This window comes from Gemmata sp. (genome assembly GCF_051859125.1).
In the GTDB taxonomy this organism is placed as follows: domain Bacteria; phylum Planctomycetota; class Planctomycetia; order Gemmatales; family Gemmataceae; genus Gemmata.
On record NZ_JBHYGG010000157.1, the window covers coordinates 16,204 to 40,126 of the forward strand.

Here is a 23,923-nt window from a genome sequence, read left to right on the forward strand (position 1 = left end):
ACCACTACCCACCATGCTCTTCTCCGCCAAAGCCGAGTACGCCTGCGTCGCGATGCTGGAGCTGGCCGCGCGGCACGCCGACCCGCGGCCCGTGCGGCTCGGCGACGTCGCCGACAAGCACGGCATCTCCGACCGGTTCCTCGTGCAGATCCTCCTGGACCTGAAGCGGGCCGGGCTCGTCGAGAGCACCCGCGGGGCGGCCGGCGGGTACACCCTGGCCCGGCGGCCCGAGGAGATCTCGCTCTACGACATCCTCCGGGTCATCGACCCGCCCGAGCGGCGGACCGGGAAGAGCGCCGTGCCCAGCGCCCGGCGGAAGGACGCGCCCGCCCCGGCCCGCAAGAAGGCCGAGCTGCAGCTCACCATCTTCGTCCGCAACGTCCGGTCCGTCTGGGACCGGGTCGTCGAGGCCCAAGAGGGCGTCCTCAAGAACACCACCCTCGCGGACCTCGTGGCCCAGAGCGAGGGGCTCCAGTACATGATCTGACCGCCGCCCGCCGCGACCGCATATAACGACCAGACCCCGGGCCCTCCCGGGGTTCTTTCACATCACGAGAGCGACCCATGATGCGAGTGCTGTGCGCCGGGGCCGCGTTCGCCGCCCTGCTCGGGCTGGCGACCGCCCAGGAGAAGAAGGCCGCGACCATCACCGTGAAGGTGACCGAGAGCAGCTTCAAGGACACCGTCGTGAAGGTGGACGGGGCCGAGGTGAAGGGCAAGGACGGCACCCGGGTGTTCACGACCCCCGCCCTGGAGCCGGGCAAGGAGTACAAGTTCGCCGTCGAGGCACTGATCGAGCCGAACAACTACACGAAGATCACCCGGCCCCGCGAGGTCACCGTCAAGGCCGGCGACGCGGTCACCTTGGACCTCTCCGTCGAGGACAAGAAGCTCGACAAGATCGTGGTCCGGTGGGTGCCGACCCCGGGCGACATCGTGGACAAGATGGCCGAGTTGGCGAAGGTGACCAAGGACGACGTGATCTTCGACCCGGGCTGCGGCGACGCGGTCATGCTGATCCGCCCGGTGAAGAAGCTCGGCGCGAAGAAGGGGTTCGGCATCGAGATCGACCCGAAGATGGTCAAGGTCGCGCAGGACAAGGCGAAAGACGAGGGCGTCGCCGACCGGGTCGTCATCGCCCAGGGCGACATCCTGAACGAGAAGGACATGGCCGCCGTGGCCGAGTCGTCGGTGGTGCTCGTGTACATCGGCGACGACCTCGGCGCCCGCATGAGCCCGCTGCTCCAGAAGATGCTCAAGCCCGGCGCGCGGGTCGTGTCGCACCGGTTCAAGCTCGGCGACTGGGCCCCCGACAAGACGGTCCAGGTGAAGGGCGAGGACGGCGACGAGTACACCCTGCACCTGTGGGTGGTCAAAGAGAAGAAGTGAGCCGACCGTCTTGGCGAGCGGGGGACGTGAGTCCCCCGGTAGCACCGCACTTCGCAATTCACCGGGGGACTCACGTCCCCCGCTCGCCCAAATCTGCCACCCCATCTCGCCACTTCCGGTGCCCTGTCGCGGCCCGGCCCCGCCGGGTAGGATGAGCTTTTACCGTGTGCGGTGCGAACGGGGCGCGTGAATGGCGGTCGAGTTCAACTGTCCGGGGTGCGGCGGCACGCTGCGGACCGGCGACGGTCCCGCGGGGCGGTTGGTCCGGTGCGGCGGGTGCCTGGCCGTGCTCCGCGTGCCCGACGCGCAGCCCCTCGACGCCCTGGACGACGCGACCGACGCCCAGGGCCGCACCGAACTCCTCCCCGTCGCCCACCCCGCCGAGGCCGTGTCGCCGGGGCCGGCCGAGCGCCGCCCGACCCGCCCGTCCCGACCCGACCGCCCGCGAGCCGACGACCGGTACGACGACGCCGAACCGCCCCCGAACCGGGGCCAGCAGTTCTGGGTGTCGGTCACGCTCGTCGCCATGTTCGTCGGCGGGTGCGGGTGCTGCGGGCTGGCCGCGGTCGTGCTCCCGGAACCGACGTGGCACGAGCACGAGTCGGAAAAGGGCGGGTTCCGCGTCGATCTCCCCGGCGACGCCGACCCGGACATGGCCATGCGGGTGAAGCCCCAGAAGGACCGCAAGCACGACGGGGTCGAAGGGACCAGCGTGTGGACGCGGTCCGAGAACTACATCGTCGCGCACCGCGACCTGAAGGACGCCAGGGGGAACCCCAGGTTCCCCGACGCGAAGTTCCTCGAAACCGAGGTGAAGGCGATCACGTCGGAGAGCAACGTCACCCTCGGCCGAAACGAGCCGGCCACGCACCAGGGGTTCCCGGCCCGCGACTTCTCCTACGAGTTCAAGAACGGCGGGACCGTCTCGGGCCGGGTCGTGCTCGCCGGCAACCGCGTGTACGTACTGGTCGCCGGCGGGCAGTTCAGCGAGCCGGGGAACCCCAGCGTACACCGGTTCCTGAAGTCGTTCCGCATCACCGACAAGAAGATCCTCGCGATGCGGCCGCCGGGCGCGAAGGACGAGACCGACGACCCGCCCGACCCGCCCGACGACGACGAGTGATGTCGCGGGGGCGGCGCGGAATCCGTTTCTTGAGTAGGGCACGAACGCCCGACGGGAACCCGCGATGCCTGCCGAGACCGACACCGAGGTGGCCGCACTCATCGCCCGGTTGCGGGCCGGGGACCGCGGCGCGCTGGCCGAACTGTTCGACCGGCACCGCGACAAGCTCCGCCGCATGGTGCAACTCCGCCTCGACCACCGGCTCGCCGGCCGCGTGTCGCCGTCCGACGTGCTGCAGGAGGCGTACATCGACGCGCTGAAGCGGGTGGACCACTACTTCGACAAGCCGGACCAGCCGTTCTTCGGGTGGCTCCGGCTCGTGGTCGGGCAGCGGCTCGCCGACGTCCACCGCGAGCACCTCGCCCAGAAGCGGAACGCCGGCAAGGACGTGACCATCGACGCCCCGGCCCCGGGGACCGACTCGGCGTGCCTCGCGGCGTACCTGCTGGGCGGGCTGACCAGCCCGAGCCACGCGGCCGCGAAGAACGAGGCTTACGCGCAGCTCGAAGAGGCGCTCAACCAGATGGACCCGGTGGACCGCGAGGTGCTGGCCCTGCGGCACTTCGAGGAGCTGAGCAACACCGAGACGGCCGAGATCCTCGGCATCCAGCCGGCCGCCGCGAGCAAGCGGTACGTCCGCGCCCTGGCCCGGCTCAAGCAGATCCTCGAAACGCTCCCCGGGTTCACCGACGGGGCGTAGCCCCGGGTCCGGGTGGCACAGGCCTCTGGCCTGTGAAGCCGGCACCACAGGCCAGAGGCCTGTGCCACCGAATCAGAGGCCGCTCCCATGACGCCGACCGACGACCGCGACCCGGTGGACGTGCTGGCCGAGGAGTTCGCCGACCGGCTCCGCCGCGGCGAGCACCCGTCGGTCACCGTGTACGCCGACGCGCACCCCGAGCACGCCGAGCAGCTCCGCGAGCTGCTCCCCGCGGTCGCGCAGATGGAGTTCCTCAAGCGGTTTCGCCGCGCCACGAGCCCCGCCGCGGCGGCCCCCGTCCCCGACCGGTTCGGCGACTTCCGCATCGTCCGCGAACTCGGCCGCGGGGGCATGGGGGTCGTGTTCGAGGCCGTGCAGGAGTCGCTCGGGCGGCCGGTCGCGCTCAAGGTGCTGTCCAGCCACGGGCAGTTCGAGAAGACCAAGCGGGAGCGGTTCGTCCGCGAGGCGCACGCGGCCGCCAACCTGCACCACTCGAACATCGTCCCCGTGTTCGGCGTCGGCGAGCAGGACGGGCTCCCGTACTACGTCATGCAGCTCATCCGCGGCGAGGGGCTCAACGCGCTGGTCCACCGGTGGCGGCGCGAGTGCGACCGCGACCGCGACCCCGCCGGGGCCGCCTCGACCGCCGTCGCGTTCAAGACCGCCCGGGTCGCGAAGTCGCGGGTCGCCCCGCCGGGTCCGGCCGCGCCGGACGCGCGGGGGTACGGCGACTGGCGGTTCGTCGCCGAACTCGGCGAGCAGGCGGCCGACGCGCTCCACTACGCCCACCGCCAGGGGGTGCTGCACCGCGACGTGAAGCCCGCGAACCTGCTCCTCGACCCGAGCGGCCGCGTGTGGGTCGCCGACTTCGGGCTCGCGAAGCTAGTCCAGAGCGAGGGGCTCACCGCGTCCGGCGAGATCCTCGGCACGCTCCAGTACCTCCCGCCCGAGTCGCTCGGCGGCGCGGCCGACGAGCGGAGCGACGTGTACGGGCTCGGCGCGACGCTCTACGAACTCCTCACCCTCGAAGCCCCGTACCACACCGATTCCACGGCGCAGCTCCTCAAGCAGCTCGCCGACACCGACCCGGTCGCCCCGCGGCAACTGAACCCGGCCATCCCCCGCGACCTCGAAACGATCGTCATGAAGGCGATGGCCCGCGACCCGGGCCGCCGGTACGCCACGGCCCGCGACCTGGCCCGCGACCTGGAAGCGTTCCTCGACGACCGCCCGATCAAGGCCCGCCGCCAGACGGCGATCGGCCGCGGGTGGCGGTGGTGCCGGCGGAACCCGGCCGTCGCGCTGCTCACCGCGAACATGGTCGCGGCGCTGGCGCTGGCCGGGATCGTCGGGTGGGTCGGGTACGCGAACACCCGCAAGGCGCTCGCGGCCGAGGCGGCCCAGCTCGCTGAGTCGAAGAAGGCCCGCGGCGAGGCCGAGGCGGCCCGGGCCGGGGCCGTGAGCGCGTCCGAGAAACTCGAAGCGAACCTGCGGATGAGCCTGGAGGCGTTCGACGCGGTGTTCGACGCGGCCGGCGGGCAGCCCCAGGGCGGGCCGTTCGGCCGCGGGTTCGGCCCCGGCCCGTTCACCCTCGGCATCGGCATCGGCCTCCCGCTCCCGCAGACCGGCACCCGCCCGCCGGCCCCGCCCGGGGAGGACGAGCGCGCCGCGGTCCTCGAGGCGATCCTGAACTTCTACGACAAGTTCGCCGAGCAGAACGCCACGAACCCGAAGCTCCAGCTCGACGCGGGCCGGGCGCACCGCCGCGTCGGCGAGGTGCAGTTCGTCCGCGGGTACGCCGAGAAGGCCGCCGCGTCGTTCCGCCGCGCCGCGTCGCAGCTCGAGCCGCTGGCCCGCGAGTACCCGGGGGACCGCGGGGTCCGCACCGAGCTGGTGCTCACGTACCTCGCCGCACCGCCCGACGCCTTCCCGGAATACGAGCGGCTCCTGGTCCGCGCCCGCGAACTCGCCGCGGACCTCGACGACACCGTGCGGCCGCACCTCGCCGCCTCGCTGACGCTCAAGCTCGCGTGGGTGAAGGGCCGGGCCGGCGACCGCGCCGGGGCCGAGCGCCTGTACCGCGAGGCGCTCGCCGCGCTGGCCCCGCCCCGCGACCCGGCCGAACCGCGGCCACCGTCCGCGGCGTTCGAGCTGACGCTGGCCCGCTCGCTCCTCGCCGCGCACTACGCCGAGGAGAACCGGTTCCGCGAAGCCCGCGCGACGCTCGAAGAGGCCGTGGGCGAGTTGAAGCGGTTCGGCGACCGCCGCGGCGGCCCCGGCGGAATGACCGGCCGCCCGCCCTGGGAGGCGCTCGCCGCGGCCAACCGCCAGCTCGCCGACGTGTGCGAGCGGCTCGGCGACCACCGTGCTGCGAAGGAGGCCCGCACGGAGGCCGAGCGCCCGATGGGCGGCCCCGGTAGCTTCGGCTGGCCCGCGGGAATCGGCGGCCAGAAGGGGCCGAACCCGCCGCGCAAGAACTGACGCCGCGTCCGTAGTTTCGAGTTCAACGTTCAACGTTTCAAGCGGGTCGGGTGCGTCTCGTGATTCGAGCATCTTGGCGAGCGGGGGACGTGAGTCCCCCGGTAGAACCGCCTTTCACTTCCACCGGGGGACTCACGTCCCCCGCTCGCCATGCTCCACAGGTACGTTTCGGCGAACCTTGAACGTTGAACTCGAAACTACGGATTCGGCCGAAACACAAGTCCCCGCTCACTTCCCGGTCAAGACGCGGGTGCCTCACGGGGTGATAATCGCCCGCACGCCCTCCTCCGTGTTCGCCCCGCCCCACCCGCGATCGGCGAACACCCGCCGGAACCACCCCATGACCCGCCGCACCGTTGCACTCGCGCTCCTCGCGCTCGTCTCCCTCGCGCCGCCGGCGCTCGCGCAGGGCACCAGGGCCGACTACGAGCGCGCGAACACTGTTCGCGAGTGGACCGCTGGGAAGGTGTTCAAGGCGCGGGTCGATCTGCTCTGGTTCGACAACGGCGACACGTTCTGGTACCGCAACGACCTCCCCGGCGGGAAGAAAGAGTTCGTGATCGTTGATGCCGTGAAGGGCACCCGCGAGGTCGTGACCGAGGACAAGCTCCCGAAGGAGGGCAAGCCTTCGAAGCCGGCCGCTCGAAGTGAGGAAGGCGCACCCGAGTTGATCGCCGCACAGCAGCAGCGGCGCGGCTCCGACTCGCCCGACGGCGCGTGGTCCGTGTTCGTCAAGGATCACAATGTCTGGCTCCGCGACCGCACAACGAAGAAGGAGACGCAACTCAGCACCGACGGCAAGCCTGACGACGCCTACGGCCGCGTGTTCTGGGGGCCCGACTCGAAGCGGCTGGTCGCGATCCGCACAAGGGCCGGCGGGGACCGGAAGGTCACGCTCGTCGAGTCGTCGCCCAGGGACCAGCTCCAGCCGAAGACCTCGACGTACTCGTACCTCAAGCCCGGCGACCCGATCCCGCAGCCGAAGCCGCACCTGTTCGACGTCGCCGCCGGGAAGGAGATCGCCGTCTCCGACGAGCTGTTCGCGAACCCGTGGGACGTGACCCACGAGCACTGGAGCAAAGACGGTTCGCGGTTCCACTTCGTCTACAACCAGCGGGGCCACCGGGTCGTGCGGTTGCTCGCGATCGATGCCGAAACCGGCAAGGTGACGGCGGTCGTCAACGAGGAGTGCAAGACGTTCTTCGACTACGCCTACAAGCTCCACCTCCACTACCTCGACGGCACCGACGAGGCCGTGTGGATGAGCGAGCGGAGCGGGTGGAACCACCTGTACCTCGTCGACCTGAAGACCGGCGCGGCCAAGCCGATCACCAGCGGCGAGTGGGTGGTCCGCGGCGTGGACCGCGTGGACGAGAAGGAGCGGCAGGTGTGGTTCCGGGCCGGCGGCGTCCACCCGTCGCAGGACCCGTACCACGTCCACTTCTGCCGGGTGAAGCTCGACGGCACCGGGCCGACGCACCTGACCAGTGGCGACGGCACGCACAGCGTCGTGTACTCGCCGGACCGCCGGTTCCTCGTCGACACGTTCTCGCGGGCCGACCTGCCCCCGATCACGGAACTGCGCCGGGTGTCGGACGGCACGAAGGTGTGCGACCTCGAAGCGGCCGATGCGTCGGCGCTGCTCAAGACCGGGTGGCGGTTCCCCGAGCGGTTCACCGCCAAGGGCCGCGACGGGGCGACCGACATCCACGGGTACATCGTGCGGCCGAGCACCTTTGACCCGAAGAAGACGTACCCGGTGATCGAGCACATCTACGCCGGCCCGCACGACCAGCACGTCCGCAAGGCGTTCAGCGCCGCGCCGTACGAGCAGCGGATGGCGGAACTCGGGTTCATCGTGGTGAAGATCGACGGCACGGGCACGAACTGGCGGAGCAAGGCGTTCCACGACGTGTGCTGGAAGAACCTCGGCGACGCCGGGCTCCCGGACCGGATCGCGTGGATCAAGGCGGCCGCCGCGACCCGCCCCGAGATGGACATCGCGAGGGGCGTCGGTATCTTCGGCGGCAGCGCCGGCGGCCAGAGCAGCACCCGGGCGCTGCTGGCCCACGGCGACTTCTACACCGTGGCCGTGAGCGACTGCGGGTGCCACGACAACCGCATGGACAAGGTGTGGTGGAACGAGGCGTGGATGTCGTGGCCCGTCGGCCCGCACTACGCGGAGCAGTCGAACGTCACGCACGCGCACAAGCTGAAGGGGAAGCTGCTCCTGGTCGTCGGCGAGCTGGACCGGAACGTGGACCCGTCGAGCACGATGCAGGTGGCGAACGCGCTCGTGAAGGCGGACAAGGACTTCGACCTGCTCATCGTCCCCGGGGCCGGGCACGGCGCGGCCGAGACCCCCTACGGCACCCGCCGGCGGGCGGACCACTTCGTGCGGCACCTGCTCGGCGTCGAGCCGCGGGCGAAGTAATGGGGGTGGGGGCCGCGGTCCGGTCCGGTCCGAGCCCGAGCGCCGAGCGAGGGGTGGGGCGTGAGCCCTCGCTCGGCGCTCGGGCTCGGACCGATAACGATCCACACCGGGCCGGACCGGGCCGGGTCCCGCGTCACCGCCGGGCGAAGTAGTACGCCGACAGTCCGAACCCGATGGCGATGACCGCGTAGCGGACGTAGGCGGCCGGGAGCCGCAGCGCCACCCGCGCCCCGGCGTAGCCGCCGAGGATCGCGGTCACCGCCATCGGCCAGGCGTACTCCCAGGCCACCAGCCCGTCGCGGACGAACACCACGACCGCGGCCGCGTTGATCCCCGTCGCCAGGAACGTCTTCACCGCGTTCATCCGGTGGATGTCGCCCACGCCCATGAACCCGAGCGTGCTCAGCATCAGGATGCCGATCCCCGCGCCGAAGTAGCCGCCGTAGACCGCGACCAGGAACTGAAACCCGATTGCGGCCGCCTGCGCGCCCGGCCCGGCCTCCGCCGGCGCGGCGCCCGGGAGCGGGGGCGGCGCGACCGGCGCGCGCGCCTTGAGCCGCCGCGAGATCGGTCCCTGCACCACGAACAGCACGGCCGCCGTGAGGATGAGCCACGGGACGAGGTCGGCGAACGCCTGCTGGTTCCGGCCGACGAGGTACGCCCCGACGAGCCCGCCGACGAGGCTCGGCACGATCATCCGGGCCACGAACCGCCAGCTCGCCCGCAGCTCGGTGCGGTACCCGAACGAGCCGGCAAGCGACCCGGGCATGAGGGCGACGGTGCTGGTGGCGTTGGCGAGCGCCGGCGACATGACGGCCGTGAGTGCGGGGAACGTCAGCAGCGTCCCGCCGCCGGCGATGGAGTTGAGCGCGCCGGCGAAGAAGGCCGAGCCGCACAGCGCCGCGAGGGTCCAGTCGAGGGGTGGCATGGGGACATCTTAGGACCAGACGAAAGAACCTCGGAGGGCAGAGGCCAGTGCAAGACACTGAGGCCGGTTCTGGCCTCTGCTCTCTGTCCTCTGCCCTCTGCCCTCTGCCCGCTGGTCCGGTTCCACATCTTGGGGGTTCGCGACCCGCGGCGGCCGGAAACGGCCGCGGCCGGCACCCTGAGGTGCCGGCCGCGCGTGGGTTGCGGTTCGGGTTCGACTCACTTCGCGCCGTCAACGATCTTGAGGGCACCGTCGCCGGCGTTGGCCCGCTTGTACAGCGGCAGGTGGCGGTAGTACACCTCGAGGGTCAGGATGCACATGGCGGTGGTGCCGAGCCGGCCGCAGCCGCGGCCGATCCAGTGCGGGTCCGGATCGAAGCTGCCCTCGTTCGGGCCCTCCTTCTTGATCTGGATCCCGATGAGCCAGTCCCGCATGCCGCCCTTGCGGACGCCGTCGGCCCCCTTCGGCCCCTCGTTCCACGTCTTCCACTCGTCGCCCTCGAAGAAGTGGACGACCTGCGTCGCGTAGTAGTAGAAGTACATGTCCGGGACGGCGCCGGTCTTCACCGGGGCCTTCTTCATGAGCCCGGTCACGCCCTCGGCCATGCCGGCGTTGTCCGGCCCCCACCCGTCGATGTAGTACCGGGACAGCAAGCCGACCGCGGTCAGCGAGGTGCCCGGGGCGGCCCCGGCGTTGTCGGCGTACCCGTACATGGCCTTGCGGCTCCCGGCCCCGGCCAGGTTCAGGAAGTCCACCGCCTTCTTCATCGTCGCCGCGGGCACGACGATGTCCTTGCCCAGGCTGGCCGCCTTGAGGGCCTGGATCTGCCACCCGACGATCGACGTGTCGCCCGGGCTGCCGGGGGCGTAGCCCCAGCTCCCGTTGGCCGCCTGGGCCTTGACGATGTGGTTGATCGCGGCCTGCGCCCCGCCCAGGAGCAGCCCCTTGTCCTTGGTCATCCCGTAGGCCTCGCACAGGGCGAGGGTGCCGATCGCGTGGGCGTACATGTTGCCCGACATGCGGCCGGAGTTGGCCCCGGACAGCGGGCAGTTGCGGAGCAGGAACTGGAGCCCGCTGGCGACCGTCTTCTGGTACTTCTTCCCCTTCAGGTGCGTCTCGCCCGCGGCCAGGAACGGCAGCAGGGCCATCCCGGTGGCGGCGACCCGCTCGTCCTTGCTGCCGGCGTCGTACTCCCACCCGCCGTCCTGCTTCTGCTGGCGGGCGAGCCACGCCAGGCCCCGTGCCACGGCCCGCTCGCTCTCGTCGTTGCCGCCGCCCTCGCGGAGCATCCGGCTCTTGGTCGCCCCGCTGCGGCCGGGGAACGACGCGAACTGCGACCCGTTCATGCCGCCGGTGCCCGACATCGCGCTGCCGGTGTCGCCGGTGACGCCGGGGACGCTGTTGTCGCTGGTGTTCAGGCCCGGGAGGGCCAGCGCCGTGGTGTCGGTCTCCGGGGCGTTCGGCTGGCCCAGGTTGTCCATCGTCACCGCGGCGTCGACGGTCTGCTTGTCGACCCGCTCGATCTCGGGCAGCGCGGCCTCGAGGTTCGACTGGAGGCCCGGGTCCTCGTTCGTCAGGTCCTTCTCGGGCGGCTCCTCTTCCTTCTCGACGGACGTCGAGACGATCTTCTCGGGCGGCTTCGCGGTCACGCCGCGGCCGCCGAACATCAGGATCATGATCGCGATCAGGCCGACGTGCACGGCCCCGCTGATGACCCACGCGGGAACGTGCTTCTTCATCAGCCTTTCCTGCGACGTCTCCTCGGCCGCGTCGACGCGGCGGATGACCGCCGCGCCGCCGGCCGCGGCCCCGGCCTTAGCCGGTTGACCGTTGTTGGCCGGGTCTGGTTTCTTCTCACTCACGGTCCGTCTCCTTCGGGCTGGCCCGGACCCGAGTTCGGGCGGGCGGTACGGAAAATTGCGTCGCCGTCTTTCGGCCCACGCCGCTCCCGTTCGGTGCGACTCGACGCCGGGAACGAAATCAATCAACCCTACCGACGAATCAATCGAGCGTCCGACGAATCAAGACGCAGCGGGGCCAACATCACCGAACGGGTTCTTGCCCCGGTGCGAGTCCAGTTCCTGCCGGGTGCGGGAGTCCCCGCGGCGGAACCACCAGGCCAGGGCGAGTGCGAGCGCGAGCAGGCCGATGATGCCGCCGGTGACAAGGGGCACGAACCCGGACCACGACACGGCCGCGGTGCCGTCGGGGTCGCGGCCGGCCAGCGCGGCCCGGCCGAGTAGCAGCGGGGCCTTCTTGGTCACGTTCTTGTCGTTCTTGTCCCGCTCGCCGGACTGGTACCACATCAGCTTGAACGAGTACCCGGCGAACGTGACCCACTTGTTCACGCGGCCGGTGACCCCGTCGAGCCCCTCGACCGGGTCGGTGAACACGACGCACACCGGGTTGCCGCGGGGCTCGTCCTTCGGAACGATCCACCCCTCATAGGCGGCCTCGACGCCGGCGGCCTGGAGCTTCTCGCTCGGCTTCATCTTGTTGAGCATGATGAGCCGGCCCTCGACCTTGACGAGGTCGAGCTTCAGGTCGCGGCGGCCGTCGGTGAACAGGTCGGCGAACTTCCGCTGGGTCGCGGCGGCCTCCAGGTCGGCCGGGAGGAACCGGCGGGCGTGGAGCAGGACCCGGTTCCAGGCCGAGGCCTCTTCCCAGTTCTGGTCGGCGGTCGCGATGGCCGCGTTGTCCCGGATGAACCGGAACACCCGCAGGTTCTTGTCGAGCGGGATCGCGTCCTTGGGGTCGGCGGCCGCGGCCCCCTCGGGCGCGGCGGCCGTCGGCGGCCCGGCCTTGTGAACGGTGACCGACCGGCCGATCAGCAGCGGGATCTGCGGGTACTCGGGGCCGGGGGCGTCCTTCACCACCTTGAAGAAGTACCCGGCGGCGGAGACGTCGCTGGTGGCGGTCATCCACTCGCCCGCGGCCCTCTGATCGACGGCGGCCAGTTCGGGCGGCAGGTCGGTGAACACGAGCGAGACGACCGCACCGGGCGGCTCGTCGACCGGCACGAACTGCGCCTCGTACACCTTCGCGGTCCCGGCCTCGGCCAGCACCTTGGTCGCCTTCGCCCACCGGACCCGCACGAGCTTCCCGTCGAGCCGGACGAGGTCGAGGCGGTGGTTGTACCGCGACGGCAGGTTCAGCAGGTCGTCGCGGGTCAGGTCGCGGGCCCCGGCCAGTTCGAGTTCGGCGGCCGTGAACGCCTTGGCGTGCGACACGACCGTGTTCCATGCCTGGTACTCGTCCGAGTTGTCCTTCTCTGTCGCGATCGGCTTAAAGTGCTCGATCCCGCCCTCGCGCTGGCCGGTCATCGGGTTCAGGCGGCCGTTGAAGATCGCACTATCGGTCCGGCCCGGGATCGCGTACTTCGCCGCGAGTTGGGCCTGCTTGTCGTCGTTCTTCGGGAGGGGCGGCTGCGTGTCGAGCGCGTCCGGGTCCTGCGCCCGGGCCGCCGAACCCGCCAGCGCGACGGCGCACAACCCGAGTGCCACAAGCAACTTGGCAACTTGCGAGTTCCGGGCGATCGGCGTTACGGGTGCCGGCTGAGGCGACATGCGGACTTCCTCCAAGTTCTTCGATGGCCAGCGCCCGATAAAGTTCCCGGATCGGGCCGAAACAAACCGAAAGACGTGGGGTTTAAGGCCACCGACACGAACGGAACCGGGGCGGGGCACCGACCGGCACCCAACCGCCCCGAGTGATTCTACCGCAACTCAAGAGTCGATAGCGACTTGAAACCATCACCAACCGACAGGACGCCCTACCGCTTGCCCTTGTCGATGGGGACGGGCGCGACGTCGGTGTACCCGGCCTGCACGGCCGCGTCGAACAGGCCGATGACGTACTGCTGGAGCAACTTGTCGCCGATCTCGAGGGTCAGCTTCGGGGGCGGGATCTTGGTGCCCTTGCCCTGGGCGGCGTCGATCCGCTTCTTCTCGGTCTCGTAGACCCCCTTGACCTTCTTCATGTAGACGCCGAGGTCGGCCCCGAGGTTCTCGCCGCCGTCGTCGGGGCTGCCCTCCTCGCGGAACGTGATCGCGGCGATCTGGCCCTTGTCGTCGGACGCGACCCGGACGACGAACTTCTTCGGCTGCTCGGCCGTGATGTCCGGGTTGCTCGCCCCGCCGCCCTGTTCGGCGGGGGGGAGCGTCATGGCGATCTGCCCCTCGGTCGGGGTCGGGTGGAACGTCATGATGAAGAACGAGAGCAACTGGAACGACATGTCGAGCATGGGCGTGATCGGCAGGTCCGGCTCGACGAAGTCGTTCGATACCCGTTGGCGGCGCGACATCTTCTCAACCTCGCGGGGGTGGTCGTGTGTGGTGCCCGGCGGCGGGTCATTCCTGGCCGCTGTACCGGATGGCGCGGAGCTGGACGTTGGAGTACCCGGCGGAGCGGCACGCCTTCATGATCGGGTACGACTTCTCGAACGGGCACAGCTTGTCGATCCGCAGGATGAGCGTGGCCTCGGGCTTCTCGGCCCGGGTCTTGAGCTTCTCGGCGGCCGCGCGGCGGTCCATGTACCCCTTGACCTGGGCCGGGTTGTCGAGGGTGTCGTTGTCGCCCTCGCGGTCCACGGGCGGGAGCACCACCTGCCCCTTCTCGTTGATGTTGAGGAAGATGATCGTGTTGGCCGCGGCGTCGAGCGCCTTCGCCGAGATCGCCTCGGGGAGCCGCACCTCGACGCTGGTCTGCTCCATGACGAAGTTGGCGGAGATCATGAAGAACATGACGAGCTGCAACACGAGGTCGAGCAGCGGGGTCATGTTCGGTTCGCACTTGTCGGTACTGCCGTGACTCACAGGGCACCAGAAGCCAGGGGACGGAGGGGGCAGGGGTCGGAGACCACAGCGGACGGAGACGTGGTTTGCGGGCCCCGGGGCCGCGCCCCCGGGGCCGGGGGCGCGGCCCGCGGGAGCGGTCAGCGGGCCGGGGCGCCGGGCACGCCGGTCGGGGCCGGGGTGCCGGCGGCGCCGGGGGTCGGCGAGGTCGCGGGCTTCTTCGAGTTGTGGTACATCTGGGTGAGCAGGTCGTCGGCAATGTGGGCGACGTCCATGCACACGCGGGTGATCCGGTTCTTGAAGAACGCGCTGAAGAAGATGGCGGGGACCGAGATGGCGACCCCGACGAGGGTCACGCTCAGGGCGTGCGAGATGCCCTCGGCCAGCTTCGACGGGTTGATCTGGGTGGAGGTGGCGAGCACGGAGAACGACTGGATCATGCCGAACACCGTGCCGACCAGCCCGAGCATCGGCCCGAGGGTCGCGATGACGGCGTTGTAGTTGTTCTTCTGCTCCTTGTCGCTCTTGATGCTCTCCAGGGTGTTCAGGCTCGCCTCGCGGGCGTCCTCGAGGCCGTACTGGAGGCGGCTCATGCCGGCCGTGAGCACCTGGCCGAGGAACGACGGGTCGTTGCGGGCCATGTCGAACGCTTCCTTGAACTTCCGCTTGTTCACGGTGTCGGTGAACTCGTCGACGAACCCGGGCGGGATGGCCGAGGTCATGCGGAGGTCGAGGATGAGGAGGACGACGAGGGCGACCATGGCGACCGAGATGGCCAGGAGCAGCGGGCCGAAGATCCAGCCGAGCGACTTGATCATGAACAGGACGAGCGGCTCCTTGGCCGGCTCCGCGGCGGCCCCGCCGCCCTCCTGGGCGGTGGCGACCCCGGTCGAGGCGAACAGGAGGGTGAGGGCCAGCCCCGCGAGGAACAGGAACCGGGAGGGAGCGATCATCCGCAGCGAGGGGAGCGACATACGGCAATCCTGGGTGAGTCGGGGTGGCGAAAGCTGATGACGGCCCGTTCGGGCGTTCCGTGGAAATAAACGAGGCAACGACGTGTTCCGGTTGGACGCCGCCGCGGGTCGGTTAGTTCCCGAGATTCGCGCTTCAACAGTTTTTACTGCCGGCCGCGCAGAAGGGACATCATTCCCGACTATTAAGGCAGGCACCCGTGGGGCGCGTCAAGGAATTTTTTGCCCGAGAGTGGATACTTTGTTCCCACCGCGGTGTTCCCGGTGGCCGGACGCACGCGCCCCCGGGGCACGAAGATCGACGCGCGAACACGGCGCGGCTCCGTTCGCGCCCCGGGGGCGCACGTCCCTTACGGGGGCGTGGTACCCGAGCTGATCGGCTGCCACGCGAGGCCGAGCGAGAACGACTTGTCGCGCTTCGCCTGGATGGCCCAGGGCGTCCCCTTGTGGTCGGTGACGAGCTTGTTGTACAGCTCCTTCGCCTCGTCCCGGAGGGCCACGACGTCCTTGCCGCTCTTCATCTTCTCGGCCGACGAGAGCTTGTACGAGTCCTGGCCGAGCTTCATGTCGAGGGCCGGGAGCGTCTCGGTGAGCACGTTGCCGAGCACCTTGTTGTACTCGTTCATGAACGCGAGCCGGGCCTTGAGGGTGGCGCGGGCGTAGTCGTACTGGGCCTGCCACCGCTTGTCCTGCGCGTCCCGCATCGCGGCGATCGAGTCCAGCTCGGCGTTCATGAGCTCCAGTTCGGCGATCCCCAGGGCCCAGAAGTCCTGCTCCTTCTTGATCTCGTTCTTGAGGGCGTCGTTGACCGGGGCCTTGAACTCGTCGCGGAGCTTGGGGCCGTCGGTGCCGGCCGTCGTGGTCCACATGGCGCGGACCTTGTCGAACGCCGCGAACGTGACCGCCTGGAACTTGTAGGTTTCCTTGTCCTTGAGGACCATGTCGGCGGTGACCTCGGACTTGTAGTCCTTCATCACCTCCTCGCGGAACGGGAGCCCGGCGATGTCGGCGTCGATCACGTCGCTCTTGATGGCCGGGACGTACAGCTCCTTGACGATGGCGGCGATCTCGGCCGGGTTGATGCCCTTGGGCGGCGGCGGGTACTCGAACCGCTTGGCCAGGGGCTCGTCGGGGTTGAACGCGACCCAGTTGGGCGGCCCCTTGCCCTCGACCTTCATCGCCTGCTTGAGGCCGACGACGGGGGACGTGGCCATGTCGGTGACCCGCTTGGCGACGGCGGCGGCCCACTCGCCGAGCGGGATCGGGTCGGCGGGCACGGGCTGCCTGGCGGCGGTGGCCCGCGCGCCCTTGGCGGCCACGGCCTTCATGGCCTCGAGGAACGCGCTGCCGGCGTACTTCGGCGCGCCGATCGAGGTCTCGGTCTGGAGGTTGAAGAACTCCAGCGCGTTCTCGCCGGGCTGGCAGGTGATGACGGCCTCGACGCCCGGGGGCGGGGCGGCGAGCGCCTTGTACAGCGTCTCGGTCATCGGCTCGCTGCCGGGCCGCTGGCGGCCCCGCTGCGGGTTGAACCGGCACACGTCCCAGATGACGACCTTCTGGGTCGCCTTGCAGGCCTTCATCTTGTCGTAGAAGTCCGACAGCGGGATCAGCGACGGCTCGGGGTCGTCGAGGTCGCCCTCGATCGGCGCGAGGAACGGCTTGCCGTCGACTTCAAGGGCGTGGCCGCCGAAGTACACGACGATCCGGTCCTGGGCGCGGCTGGTCGCGAAGAACCGCTCGTACGCGCCCATCACCACGTTCCGCATCGGGTTCTGGACGTCGTTGGTCTTGGTGCTGTCGGGCCGGGCCGTGTCGGACAGCACGAACAGTTGGTTCCGCTCGTGGTCCTTCGGGTCGAACGGGACGTTCCACTCGTTGGCCAGGCGGATGGCCGCGCCGCGGCTCCGGTCCTCGCCGCCGGGCTGCCCGGCGGTCAGCGGGTTCAGGTACATGTAGTTGCTGATGTGGATGAACAGCATCCGCCGCGGGAACGGGCCGGCCCGGGCGCTGTCCTTGGACGACGGGGCCGACTTGACCGCGGTGTACAGTTCCGCGGCCCGCTTGGCGACGTCCGGGTTCGTGGACCGCGTGCCGTCCTTGAGCGCGGCCTCGGCCTTGTCGCCCATCTCGCGGAGCGCCTTCGCGGCCGCGTCGCGCTCGCGGGCGTCGTCGCTGCCGAGGAAGTCGACGAGCTTGTACGGGTCGGTGACGCCCAGCACCTTGTTGGCGGCCTGCTTGTCGTTGAGCGACTTGGCGGCGATGATCGACGCGGTGACCAGGCCGCCGGTGAGAACGAGGGTGATCGCCACGTAGACCAACTTGTTCTGGCCGTTCGGCTTGCGGCGGGCGGCGACGACGGGCACGTCGGTCTTGAACGCGCTGTTCGGGACCGGCTGCGCGGCGGGGCGGGCGGCGACGCCGCTCGCGGCCTTGGCCGCGGCACCCGTGCCGTTGGGCCGGGGGGCGACGCCGGTGCCGCCGGTCGGCTTGGCGGGCGCGCCGGGCCGGGCCGGGGCACCGTTGGTGGCGGACATCACGCCGGACGCCGGGGCGGGCACCCGCGGGGCCGGCGGAACGGGGACGCTGCCGGAGACCCGCGGAACGGGCGGTGCGGGCGGTGCACCTGCGGCCGCGCCGTAGTAGACGCCCGAGGCGGGTGCGGCCGGCGGGACACCGTACACGCCCGACGCGGGCGCGGCCGGGGGGACCGGGCCGGCCCCGTGCGGCATCGGGTACGGGTAGCCGCCGGGGGCCGGAGCGCCGGGGGGCACGGGAGCGGCGCCGGGGGGCATGGGGTACGGGTAGCCCGGGGGCGGCCCGCCGTAGGCGCCCGGGGGTGGGTAGCCCGGTGCGCCGGGGGGCGGGTACCCCGGCACGCCCGGGGGGTACCCGGGGGGCGGGCCGTAGGGGTAGCCCGGGGGCGGCGCGTAGGGGTACCCGGGGGGCGCGCCGTAGGCACCGGGCGGGTAGCCCGGGGGCATCGGGTAGGGGTAGCCCGGGGGGGGCGCGGCGGGTTGCGGCGGGGCGGCGGGCTGCGACGACACGTCGGCCCCACCGGTCGGGTCGAATCCGTTATCAGCGGGGTACTCCGGCGCGGCGCCTTGGCCCGGGAACATCCCGTCGCCCTCGTCGGCCCCCCGGTTGAAGTCGAACGCGGCCGGATCAACGTCGGCGGTGTGCCCGCTGCTGGGGCTCTGGGTGTGTTCGAGGTGGGCCGCGGAGTCGGCCCCGTCCCCGCCGCGGGCCTTGGTGCGAACGACCGTCCCGCACTTCTTGCACTTGATGGCCTGCCCGAGCCACTGACTCGGGATGCGCAACCCGGTCTGGCACTGGGGGCAGGTCGCGCGAACGGTCGTGTCCATCAGTCGCCTCCGGCGGCGGATCAAGGCGCATTTGCGGGTTAGAGGTGATTCTAGCAGATTCCGTTCCCGGAAGTTGCAACTAATCCGGTGCCCCGTGTCGGCTTTGATCCGCAAGGAATTTCAGCGCGGCGCGCGACCCACGAACGGGCTCCGGGGGCACTTTGTGGCCACCCCTGAGCAGAGTTGGGACAGCGTCGCGGGGCAACCCGGCCGCTTGCCGGAACGCCCCCGGTTCGGCATTCTGACGGCTGGGAGCAGGGGCCAGCACCTCAGAAGAGCAGAGGACAGAAGGGGAGCGCGGGGGCACTTCGCCGCCTGCTCTTCTGTCCTCTGGCGCTCTGTCCTCTGCTCCCCACCAGGGGGCCGCGAATGCAAGTCGTACTGATTGAGGGCGACGGGATCGGGCCGGAGGTGACGCAGGCCGCGTGCCGCGTCGTGGCGGCCGCCGGGGTGCGGATCGACTGGGTCAAGGCCGCCGCCGGCATCCCCGCCGCGGAGCAGCACGGCGAGCCGCTCCCGGAAGAAACGCTCGAGATGATCCGCCGGTACCGGGTCGCGCTCAAGGGGCCGTGTACCACGCCGGTCGGCAAGGGGTACCGGTCCATCAACGTGCGGCTGCGGCAGGGGCTCGACCTGTTCGCCAGCGTGCGGCCGGTCCGCACCATGCCCGGGGTGAAGACGCCCTACGAGAAGGTAGACCTCGTCGTGGTCCGCGAGAACACCGAGGGGCTGTACTCGGGGATGGAGCACCAGGTGGTGCCCGGGGTGGTGGAGAGCGTGCGGCTGGTGACCCGGGCGGCGGCCGAGCGGATCGTGAAGTTCGCGTTCGAGCTGGCCCGGCACGGGGGCCGGCGGCTGGTCACGTTCTGCCACAAGGCCGACGTGATGCGGCTGTCCGACGGGCTGTTCCTCGAGTGCGCCCGCACCGTGGCCGAGGACTACCCGTTCATCCAGTTCGAGGAGAAGCCGATCGACAACGTGTGCCTGGAGCTGGCGAGCGACCCGACGCAGTTCGACGTGCTGGTGATGGAGAACCTGTTCGGGGACGTGATCTCGGACCTGGCGGCGGGGCTGGTGGGCGGGCTCGGGCTGGTGCCGGGGGCGAACTACGGGACCCGGTTCGCGGTGTTCGAGGCGGTCCACGGCAGCGCCCCGGACATCGCCGGGCAGGGGCTCGCGAACCCGATCGCGGTGGTCCGCAGCGCGGCGCTGATGCTGGAGTACGTCGGGCACCGCGACGCGGCCGTGAAGATCGAGAAGGCGGTGGCGGCGACCCTCCAGGCCGGCGTCGGCCTGACCCGCGACCTCGGCGGCACCGGCACCACCGCGACCATCACCGAGCAGCTCATCAAGAACCTGGGGGCGTGACGTCAGCCGAAGATCGCCGACGCGTCCTGGCCGGAATGGAGAATGCGGACGACGCGAATCCCGTCGGCCGTCGGGACGTAGTAGACGAGCCGGCCGAGGAACTTGCGGACGGGCCGCACCCGCATCCCCGGGTGCCGGGGTAGGGCGGGTCGATCGGGGCGGCCGCCAGCGGGAACCGCTCGATCCGGCGAAGTGTTTCGGTCAGGCGGTCTTGAAACGCCAGCGCGACCGCGGCCCCGTAGTCGCCGGCAAGGTCTTCCGACGCTATGTCGATGTCCGCCTGGGCGCGGGCGGGGATGACGACGCTCACGAGGCAACTCCCGACTTCCTCGCGAGCTTCTCGAGCAAGACCCGCCGCCGCTCGCCCCTGAACGCCGCGTCGGCGATCACGTCGCCGCCACTGGACATACCCTCGTCGAGCATCGCTTCGAGTTCCGCCCGGTTCCGGGGCGTCAGCCGCGTCGGTGCGGGGTCCGGCACCTCATCGCCGCGGACCAAGTCCTCCCTCACCAGGGACAGCACGTACTCATCGACGGTGGCGAAGCCGCCGGCGCGGGCGTCGCGTTCGAGCCGGTCGCGCATCTCGTCGGGCAGGGTGATGGTCATGCGTCGGTCCTCCGTGCGTTCACCTTACCCGGTCGCGCGCCGGGCGGTCAACGGCTCACGCACTCACGCGGCCGGCGGGGCGGGAGCGGCGGCGGGCGTCGGCGCTGCGGTGGCGGGCGCGGTCATCGTGCGGCGGACGATGCGGTACGCGACGTACCCGATCAGCGCCCACGGCAGCACGACGCACAGCCCGAACACCACCCACGTCACCGACGTGAGCAGCACCGACGCGCTGTACGACAGCCCGCGGCGGACCTGCGACCACAGCCCGTCGTCGTCCGAGATGATGCTCTCGCGGTTCCCGAGCGTGACCTCGACGCGGGCCGTCGCGAACCGGCCGTCGGTCGCCTGCGGGTCGCGGACCGACTGCGCCGCCCGCACCGTCCCGGCCGCCTTGAACTTCTCGACCAGCCCCGCGGCCGCGGTCAGCGGCACCTCGAACACGAGCTTCGCGAGCGTCTTGCCCGAGGCGTCGCGGCTGAACCGCGCGTCGGCCTGCCGGCCCTTCACCTCGGCCGCCTGCGCCGCGAGCAGCGTGGCGGTCTCGTCCACGTTCGCGACCTCGATCCCGAGCGTCGTCGTCTCGCGCGGCTTGAGCCGGCTCGCGGGCACCAGCGTCGCCGTGTACCGCACCTTCGTGTCGGTGACGCCGTCGGCCTCGGCGGCCCGCGTCACCTGCCGGGCGAGCACGTCGCCGGCCGCGTCGAACGCGGCCCGCACCGCCGCCTCGTCGGCGCGCTTCATCTCGACGTCCAGCACCGCGGTGATGTTCTGCCGGTCCTTCTCGTCGATCTGCGCGTTCAGCACGCGGGCGTTCGCCTTCGTCACCGCGTCGCGGAGCGCCTGGTACGCGGCCGGCACGTCCACCACGGCGACGTTCAGCGCCGCGCTCTCCCGCGGCCGCATCCGGGCCATCGGGATGACCGTGACCCGGTACAGCACCTTCGTGTCGGTGACGCTGTCGGCCTCGGGGGCGCGGGTGAGCTGCCGGGCGACCGTCTCGCCGGCGGCAACGAGCGCGGCCCGCACGGACCCCTCGTCGGTGCGGCGGACCTCGAAGTCGAGTTGTGCGGTTGCGTTCGTGCGGTCCTGCTCGTCGAACTTCGCGACTGACACGCGGCTCGTCGCCTTGCCGACCGCGTCGCGGAGCGCCTGGAACGCCACCGGCACGTCCGCGACGGCGACCTGGAGCGTGACCGTCTCGCGGGCGGCGATGTTCGCGAGGTTGTAGAGCGAGACGAGGAACACGGCGTCGCCGCGGGTGAGCTTCGCGTCGGTCGGCAGGGTGCCGCCCTCGGGCCGCTGCACGCGGTCGATCTCCAGCCGGGCGACGCGGCCGAGTTGCTTGAGCCGGTCGCGGATCGGCCCGGAGGCATCGGGCGGCACCTCGAAGTTCAGCGCGGCGTTGAACTGCCCGGCGGCGAGCTGCTTCACCTCGGACTTCGTGACCCGGCCCTTCGCCTCGGTCACCGCCTTGAGGATCTCCTGGTACGTCTTGTCCACGTCGTCGACCTCGACGCCGGCCTGCACCCGCTCGTTCTCGGTCACCCCCGCGGCGGCGCGGATCTCCTTCTCGGCGAGCGACACGGTGAGCGTGCTGAGCGACGCGAGGCTCGAATAGTACCGCAACTCGCCCTCGTACTCCTCGATCTTCGTGCGCCACACGCCGAGTTCCCGCTCGGCTTCGAGGAGCTGCTTGATCTCGCCCTTGCCCTCCTTGATGATCTGGATGAGCCGCGTCTCCATCGTGCGCGCCCCGCGGAGCCGGCTCTCGGTGTCGGTGAACTGCTTGGTCACGTCCTGGCTGGTGATGCGGACCCCCTTGAGCTCGCCGTCCTTGCCGAGTTCCTTGCGGAGTTCGAGGACGAGCGAGTCGAGGTGCTCGGGCGGTACGCGGACGGTGATCGCGCCCCGCACCTTGCCGTTCGGGAGCTTGTCGCTGTTGACCGTCGCGATGAACGCGCCCTTGATCCCCAGCACGCTCTTGGTGACGGTCGCGGCCGCGGCGTCGAACGACGGCACCTCGAACTCCATGTTCCCCGTGCGGATCACGACCCGCTTCGTCGGCTCCGGTGCCGGGGCGAACCCCGGTTCGGTCTTCGGCTGCCCGGCCTTCGGCGGACCCTCTCCGGCCGCGGGATCGGGCTTCGGGGCGGTCGGGTTCGGCGGAGCCTTGGGGTCGCCAGGAGGGACCGGACCCGAGACGGGTACGACCGGCGTCGGCACCACGGGTACGACTGGTGGGGTCGCGCCCGTGGGACGCTCCACAGGCTTGCTCGGGTACGGGTCGCGGAGCAACACCGATTTGGTGCTGCCCGAGCGCCCGGGGAACGAAGTGTAGAAGTTGCCCGTCCCGCCACTGGTTCCGGGAGTGCTGTTGTCGCTCGTTTTCAGGCCCGGGAGGGCCAGGGCCGTGGTGTCGGTGTCCGGGGCGTTCGGTTGGCCGAGGTTGTCCATCGTGACCGCGGCGTCCACCGTCCGCTTGTCGATGCGGTCGATTTCGGGCAGCGCCGCTTCGAGGCCGGATTGCAGCCCGGGGTCTTCGTTCACCAGGTCACCGAAGATTGCCGGCGCGGCGTCGCGCGTTGGAGCGTCCCGCGGCACGTTGTAGGTACGGATGCCTTCTGCTCGGTTCGCATTCTTCGCGACCCGGCCGCCGCCAGGCATTGGGAGGCCGTTCTGGGCGACGGTGCCGGCGAGCGCGCCGAACGAGCCGACCAGGATCACGGCGGCAACTGCGGCCGCCCCGCGGGCCGACCAGCGCGAGAGGAGCGGCTTCTTCGCCGGGGCGGGCATGGGGGTCTCGGTACGCAGGCGGTCCACGGTGCGGTCCTCCAGGTCGGGGCCGGGTCGCACGTCGGCGAACAGGCCGGAGAGTTCGCGGTCGAGTTCACGGGTCGAAGCGAGCGCGTCGGAGCAGTCGCCGCACGCCGCGGCGTGCGCCTCCAGGCGCCCGGCCTCGGGAGCGGTCAGCGCGCCGGCGAGGTACGCGGGGATGTGTTCGTCGGCCCAGGTGTGTTCGGTCATGGTGGTTCTCCCCCGCTCGCCTAGCTCACGAGTTCTCGCGGCAGGCGGTCCCGGAGGAGTTTCAGCCCGCGGTAGAGCAGGCCCCGCAGCGAGCCGTTGGAGAGTCCGAGTTGGCGGCCGATGTCGTCGGCGTCGGCCCCGGTGATGTACCGGAGCGTGAGCGGTAGCCGGTACTCCTCGGGCAGCGACCGCAGCGCCGCCAGCACCCGCTGCCGCAGCTCCTCGCGCTCCACGATCTCGACCGGCGACGGGCCGGCCGCCGCGACGGCGTCGAGCGGGACCGACATCAAGAGCGGGTTCATGCGCTTGAGGCGCGTGGACCGACGGGCGTCGTCGATCAGGGCGTTGTGGGCGATGGAGAGGAGCCACGAGCGGAAGCCCGCGGGGTCGGCCAGCGTCGCCAGCGACCGGTACGCGGAGAGGAACGTTTCCTGCACCAGGTCCTCGGCGCGCTCGACGCACCCGGTGTCGAGGTACAGGCGGGCGAACACGAGCCGCGAGGTGCGGCGCACGAGTTCCTCGAACGCCGGCCGGTCGCCGCCGCGGGCCGCCGCCACCAGCGCCGCCTCGTGGTCGCTCATACGTCCTCCGCAGATGAGACGCCCTTCCGAGGCGCGGCGCACGCGAAAAGTTCCCGCCGAGGTGCGAGAATGACGGGGACGGGAGTTTTCACCCTCGACCCCAGTTGGCACCCGGGAACCCAGGGTTGGGCCCCCGGGAACCCAGGGTTGGGCCCCCGGG

At 70.9% G+C, this 23,923-nt stretch carries 17 protein-coding genes; 7 read left to right on the forward strand and 10 right to left on the reverse strand.

Features of this window, described 5'->3' with window-relative positions:
* Positions 1–13 precede the first annotated feature (13 nt).
* From ACTIGN_RS14980 to ACTIGN_RS15005, 6 genes are all read left to right on the forward strand, one after another.
* On the forward strand, positions 14–487 hold the full coding sequence (locus tag ACTIGN_RS14980) for an RrF2 family transcriptional regulator (RefSeq protein WP_439625180.1): 474 nt from the start codon (positions 14–16) through the stop codon (positions 485–487).
* Between the two features lie 77 nt (positions 488–564).
* Positions 565–1,389 carry a TIGR03000 domain-containing protein gene (locus ACTIGN_RS14985; protein WP_439625182.1) on the forward strand — a complete coding sequence of 275 codons (825 nt, stop codon included), beginning with the start codon at positions 565–567 and terminating at the stop codon, positions 1,387–1,389.
* 190 nt (positions 1,390–1,579) lie between these two features.
* A complete protein-coding gene (locus ACTIGN_RS14990; RefSeq protein ID WP_439625184.1) occupies positions 1,580–2,512 on the forward strand; it encodes a hypothetical protein in 933 nt (310 codons plus the stop codon).
* Positions 2,513–2,576: 64 nt separating this feature from the next.
* Positions 2,577–3,212: a sigma-70 family RNA polymerase sigma factor gene (locus tag ACTIGN_RS14995; protein WP_439625186.1), complete on the forward strand. Its 636-nt coding sequence runs from the start codon at positions 2,577–2,579 to the stop codon at positions 3,210–3,212.
* Positions 3,213–3,299: 87 nt separating this feature from the next.
* Positions 3,300–5,693 carry a serine/threonine-protein kinase gene (locus ACTIGN_RS15000; protein WP_439625188.1) on the forward strand — a complete coding sequence of 798 codons (2,394 nt, stop codon included), beginning with the start codon at positions 3,300–3,302 and terminating at the stop codon, positions 5,691–5,693.
* Positions 5,694–6,033: 340 nt separating this feature from the next.
* Complete coding sequence (locus ACTIGN_RS15005) at positions 6,034–8,127, forward strand: DPP IV N-terminal domain-containing protein (protein ID WP_439625190.1); 2,094 nt, start codon at positions 6,034–6,036, stop codon at positions 8,125–8,127.
* 133 nt (positions 8,128–8,260) lie between these two features.
* On the opposite strand, the gene ACTIGN_RS15010 is transcribed toward ACTIGN_RS15005, so the two are convergent.
* From ACTIGN_RS15010 to ACTIGN_RS15040, 7 genes are all read right to left on the reverse strand, one after another.
* Positions 8,261–9,055, reverse strand: a complete 795-nt coding sequence (locus ACTIGN_RS15010) for a sulfite exporter TauE/SafE family protein (RefSeq protein WP_439625192.1) — start codon at positions 9,053–9,055, stop codon at positions 8,261–8,263.
* A 218-nt stretch (positions 9,056–9,273) separates the two neighbouring features.
* Positions 9,274–10,917 carry a prenyltransferase/squalene oxidase repeat-containing protein gene (locus ACTIGN_RS15015; RefSeq protein WP_439625194.1) on the reverse strand — a complete coding sequence of 548 codons (1,644 nt, stop codon included), beginning with the start codon at positions 10,915–10,917 and terminating at the stop codon, positions 9,274–9,276.
* 159 nt (positions 10,918–11,076) lie between these two features.
* Positions 11,077–12,621: a hypothetical protein gene (locus tag ACTIGN_RS15020; protein ID WP_439625196.1), complete on the reverse strand. Its 1,545-nt coding sequence runs from the start codon at positions 12,619–12,621 to the stop codon at positions 11,077–11,079.
* Positions 12,622–12,827: 206 nt separating this feature from the next.
* Positions 12,828–13,358 carry a biopolymer transporter ExbD gene (locus tag ACTIGN_RS15025; RefSeq protein ID WP_439625198.1) on the reverse strand — a complete coding sequence of 177 codons (531 nt, stop codon included), beginning with the start codon at positions 13,356–13,358 and terminating at the stop codon, positions 12,828–12,830.
* A 46-nt stretch (positions 13,359–13,404) separates the two neighbouring features.
* Complete coding sequence (locus tag ACTIGN_RS15030) at positions 13,405–13,869, reverse strand: ExbD/TolR family protein (protein ID WP_439625200.1); 465 nt, start codon at positions 13,867–13,869, stop codon at positions 13,405–13,407.
* A gap of 119 nt (positions 13,870–13,988) precedes the next feature.
* Positions 13,989–14,822, reverse strand: coding sequence for a MotA/TolQ/ExbB proton channel family protein (locus ACTIGN_RS15035; protein ID WP_439625202.1), 834 nt, complete (start codon positions 14,820–14,822; stop codon positions 13,989–13,991).
* 347 nt (positions 14,823–15,169) lie between these two features.
* Complete coding sequence (locus ACTIGN_RS15040; RefSeq protein WP_439625204.1) at positions 15,170–18,181, reverse strand: hypothetical protein; 3,012 nt, start codon at positions 18,179–18,181, stop codon at positions 15,170–15,172.
* A 369-nt stretch (positions 18,182–18,550) separates the two neighbouring features.
* Between ACTIGN_RS15040 and ACTIGN_RS15045 the strand changes: the two genes are divergently transcribed.
* Positions 18,551–19,549, forward strand: a complete 999-nt coding sequence (locus tag ACTIGN_RS15045; protein ID WP_439625206.1) for an isocitrate/isopropylmalate dehydrogenase family protein — start codon at positions 18,551–18,553, stop codon at positions 19,547–19,549.
* Between the two features lie 306 nt (positions 19,550–19,855).
* Here the strand turns inward: ACTIGN_RS15045 and ACTIGN_RS15050 are convergent, their stop codons facing one another.
* The 3 genes from ACTIGN_RS15050 to ACTIGN_RS15060 form a co-directional block, all read right to left on the reverse strand.
* Positions 19,856–20,155 (reverse strand): ribbon-helix-helix domain-containing protein, encoded by a 300-nt coding sequence (locus ACTIGN_RS15050; RefSeq protein WP_439625208.1) that lies wholly within the window; start codon positions 20,153–20,155, stop codon positions 19,856–19,858.
* Between the two features lie 63 nt (positions 20,156–20,218).
* Positions 20,219–23,182, reverse strand: coding sequence for a DUF4349 domain-containing protein (locus ACTIGN_RS15055; RefSeq protein WP_439625210.1), 2,964 nt, complete (start codon positions 23,180–23,182; stop codon positions 20,219–20,221).
* Positions 23,183–23,202: 20 nt separating this feature from the next.
* On the reverse strand, positions 23,203–23,763 hold the full coding sequence (locus tag ACTIGN_RS15060) for an RNA polymerase sigma factor (RefSeq protein ID WP_439625212.1): 561 nt from the start codon (positions 23,761–23,763) through the stop codon (positions 23,203–23,205).
* Positions 23,764–23,923 lie beyond the last annotated feature (160 nt).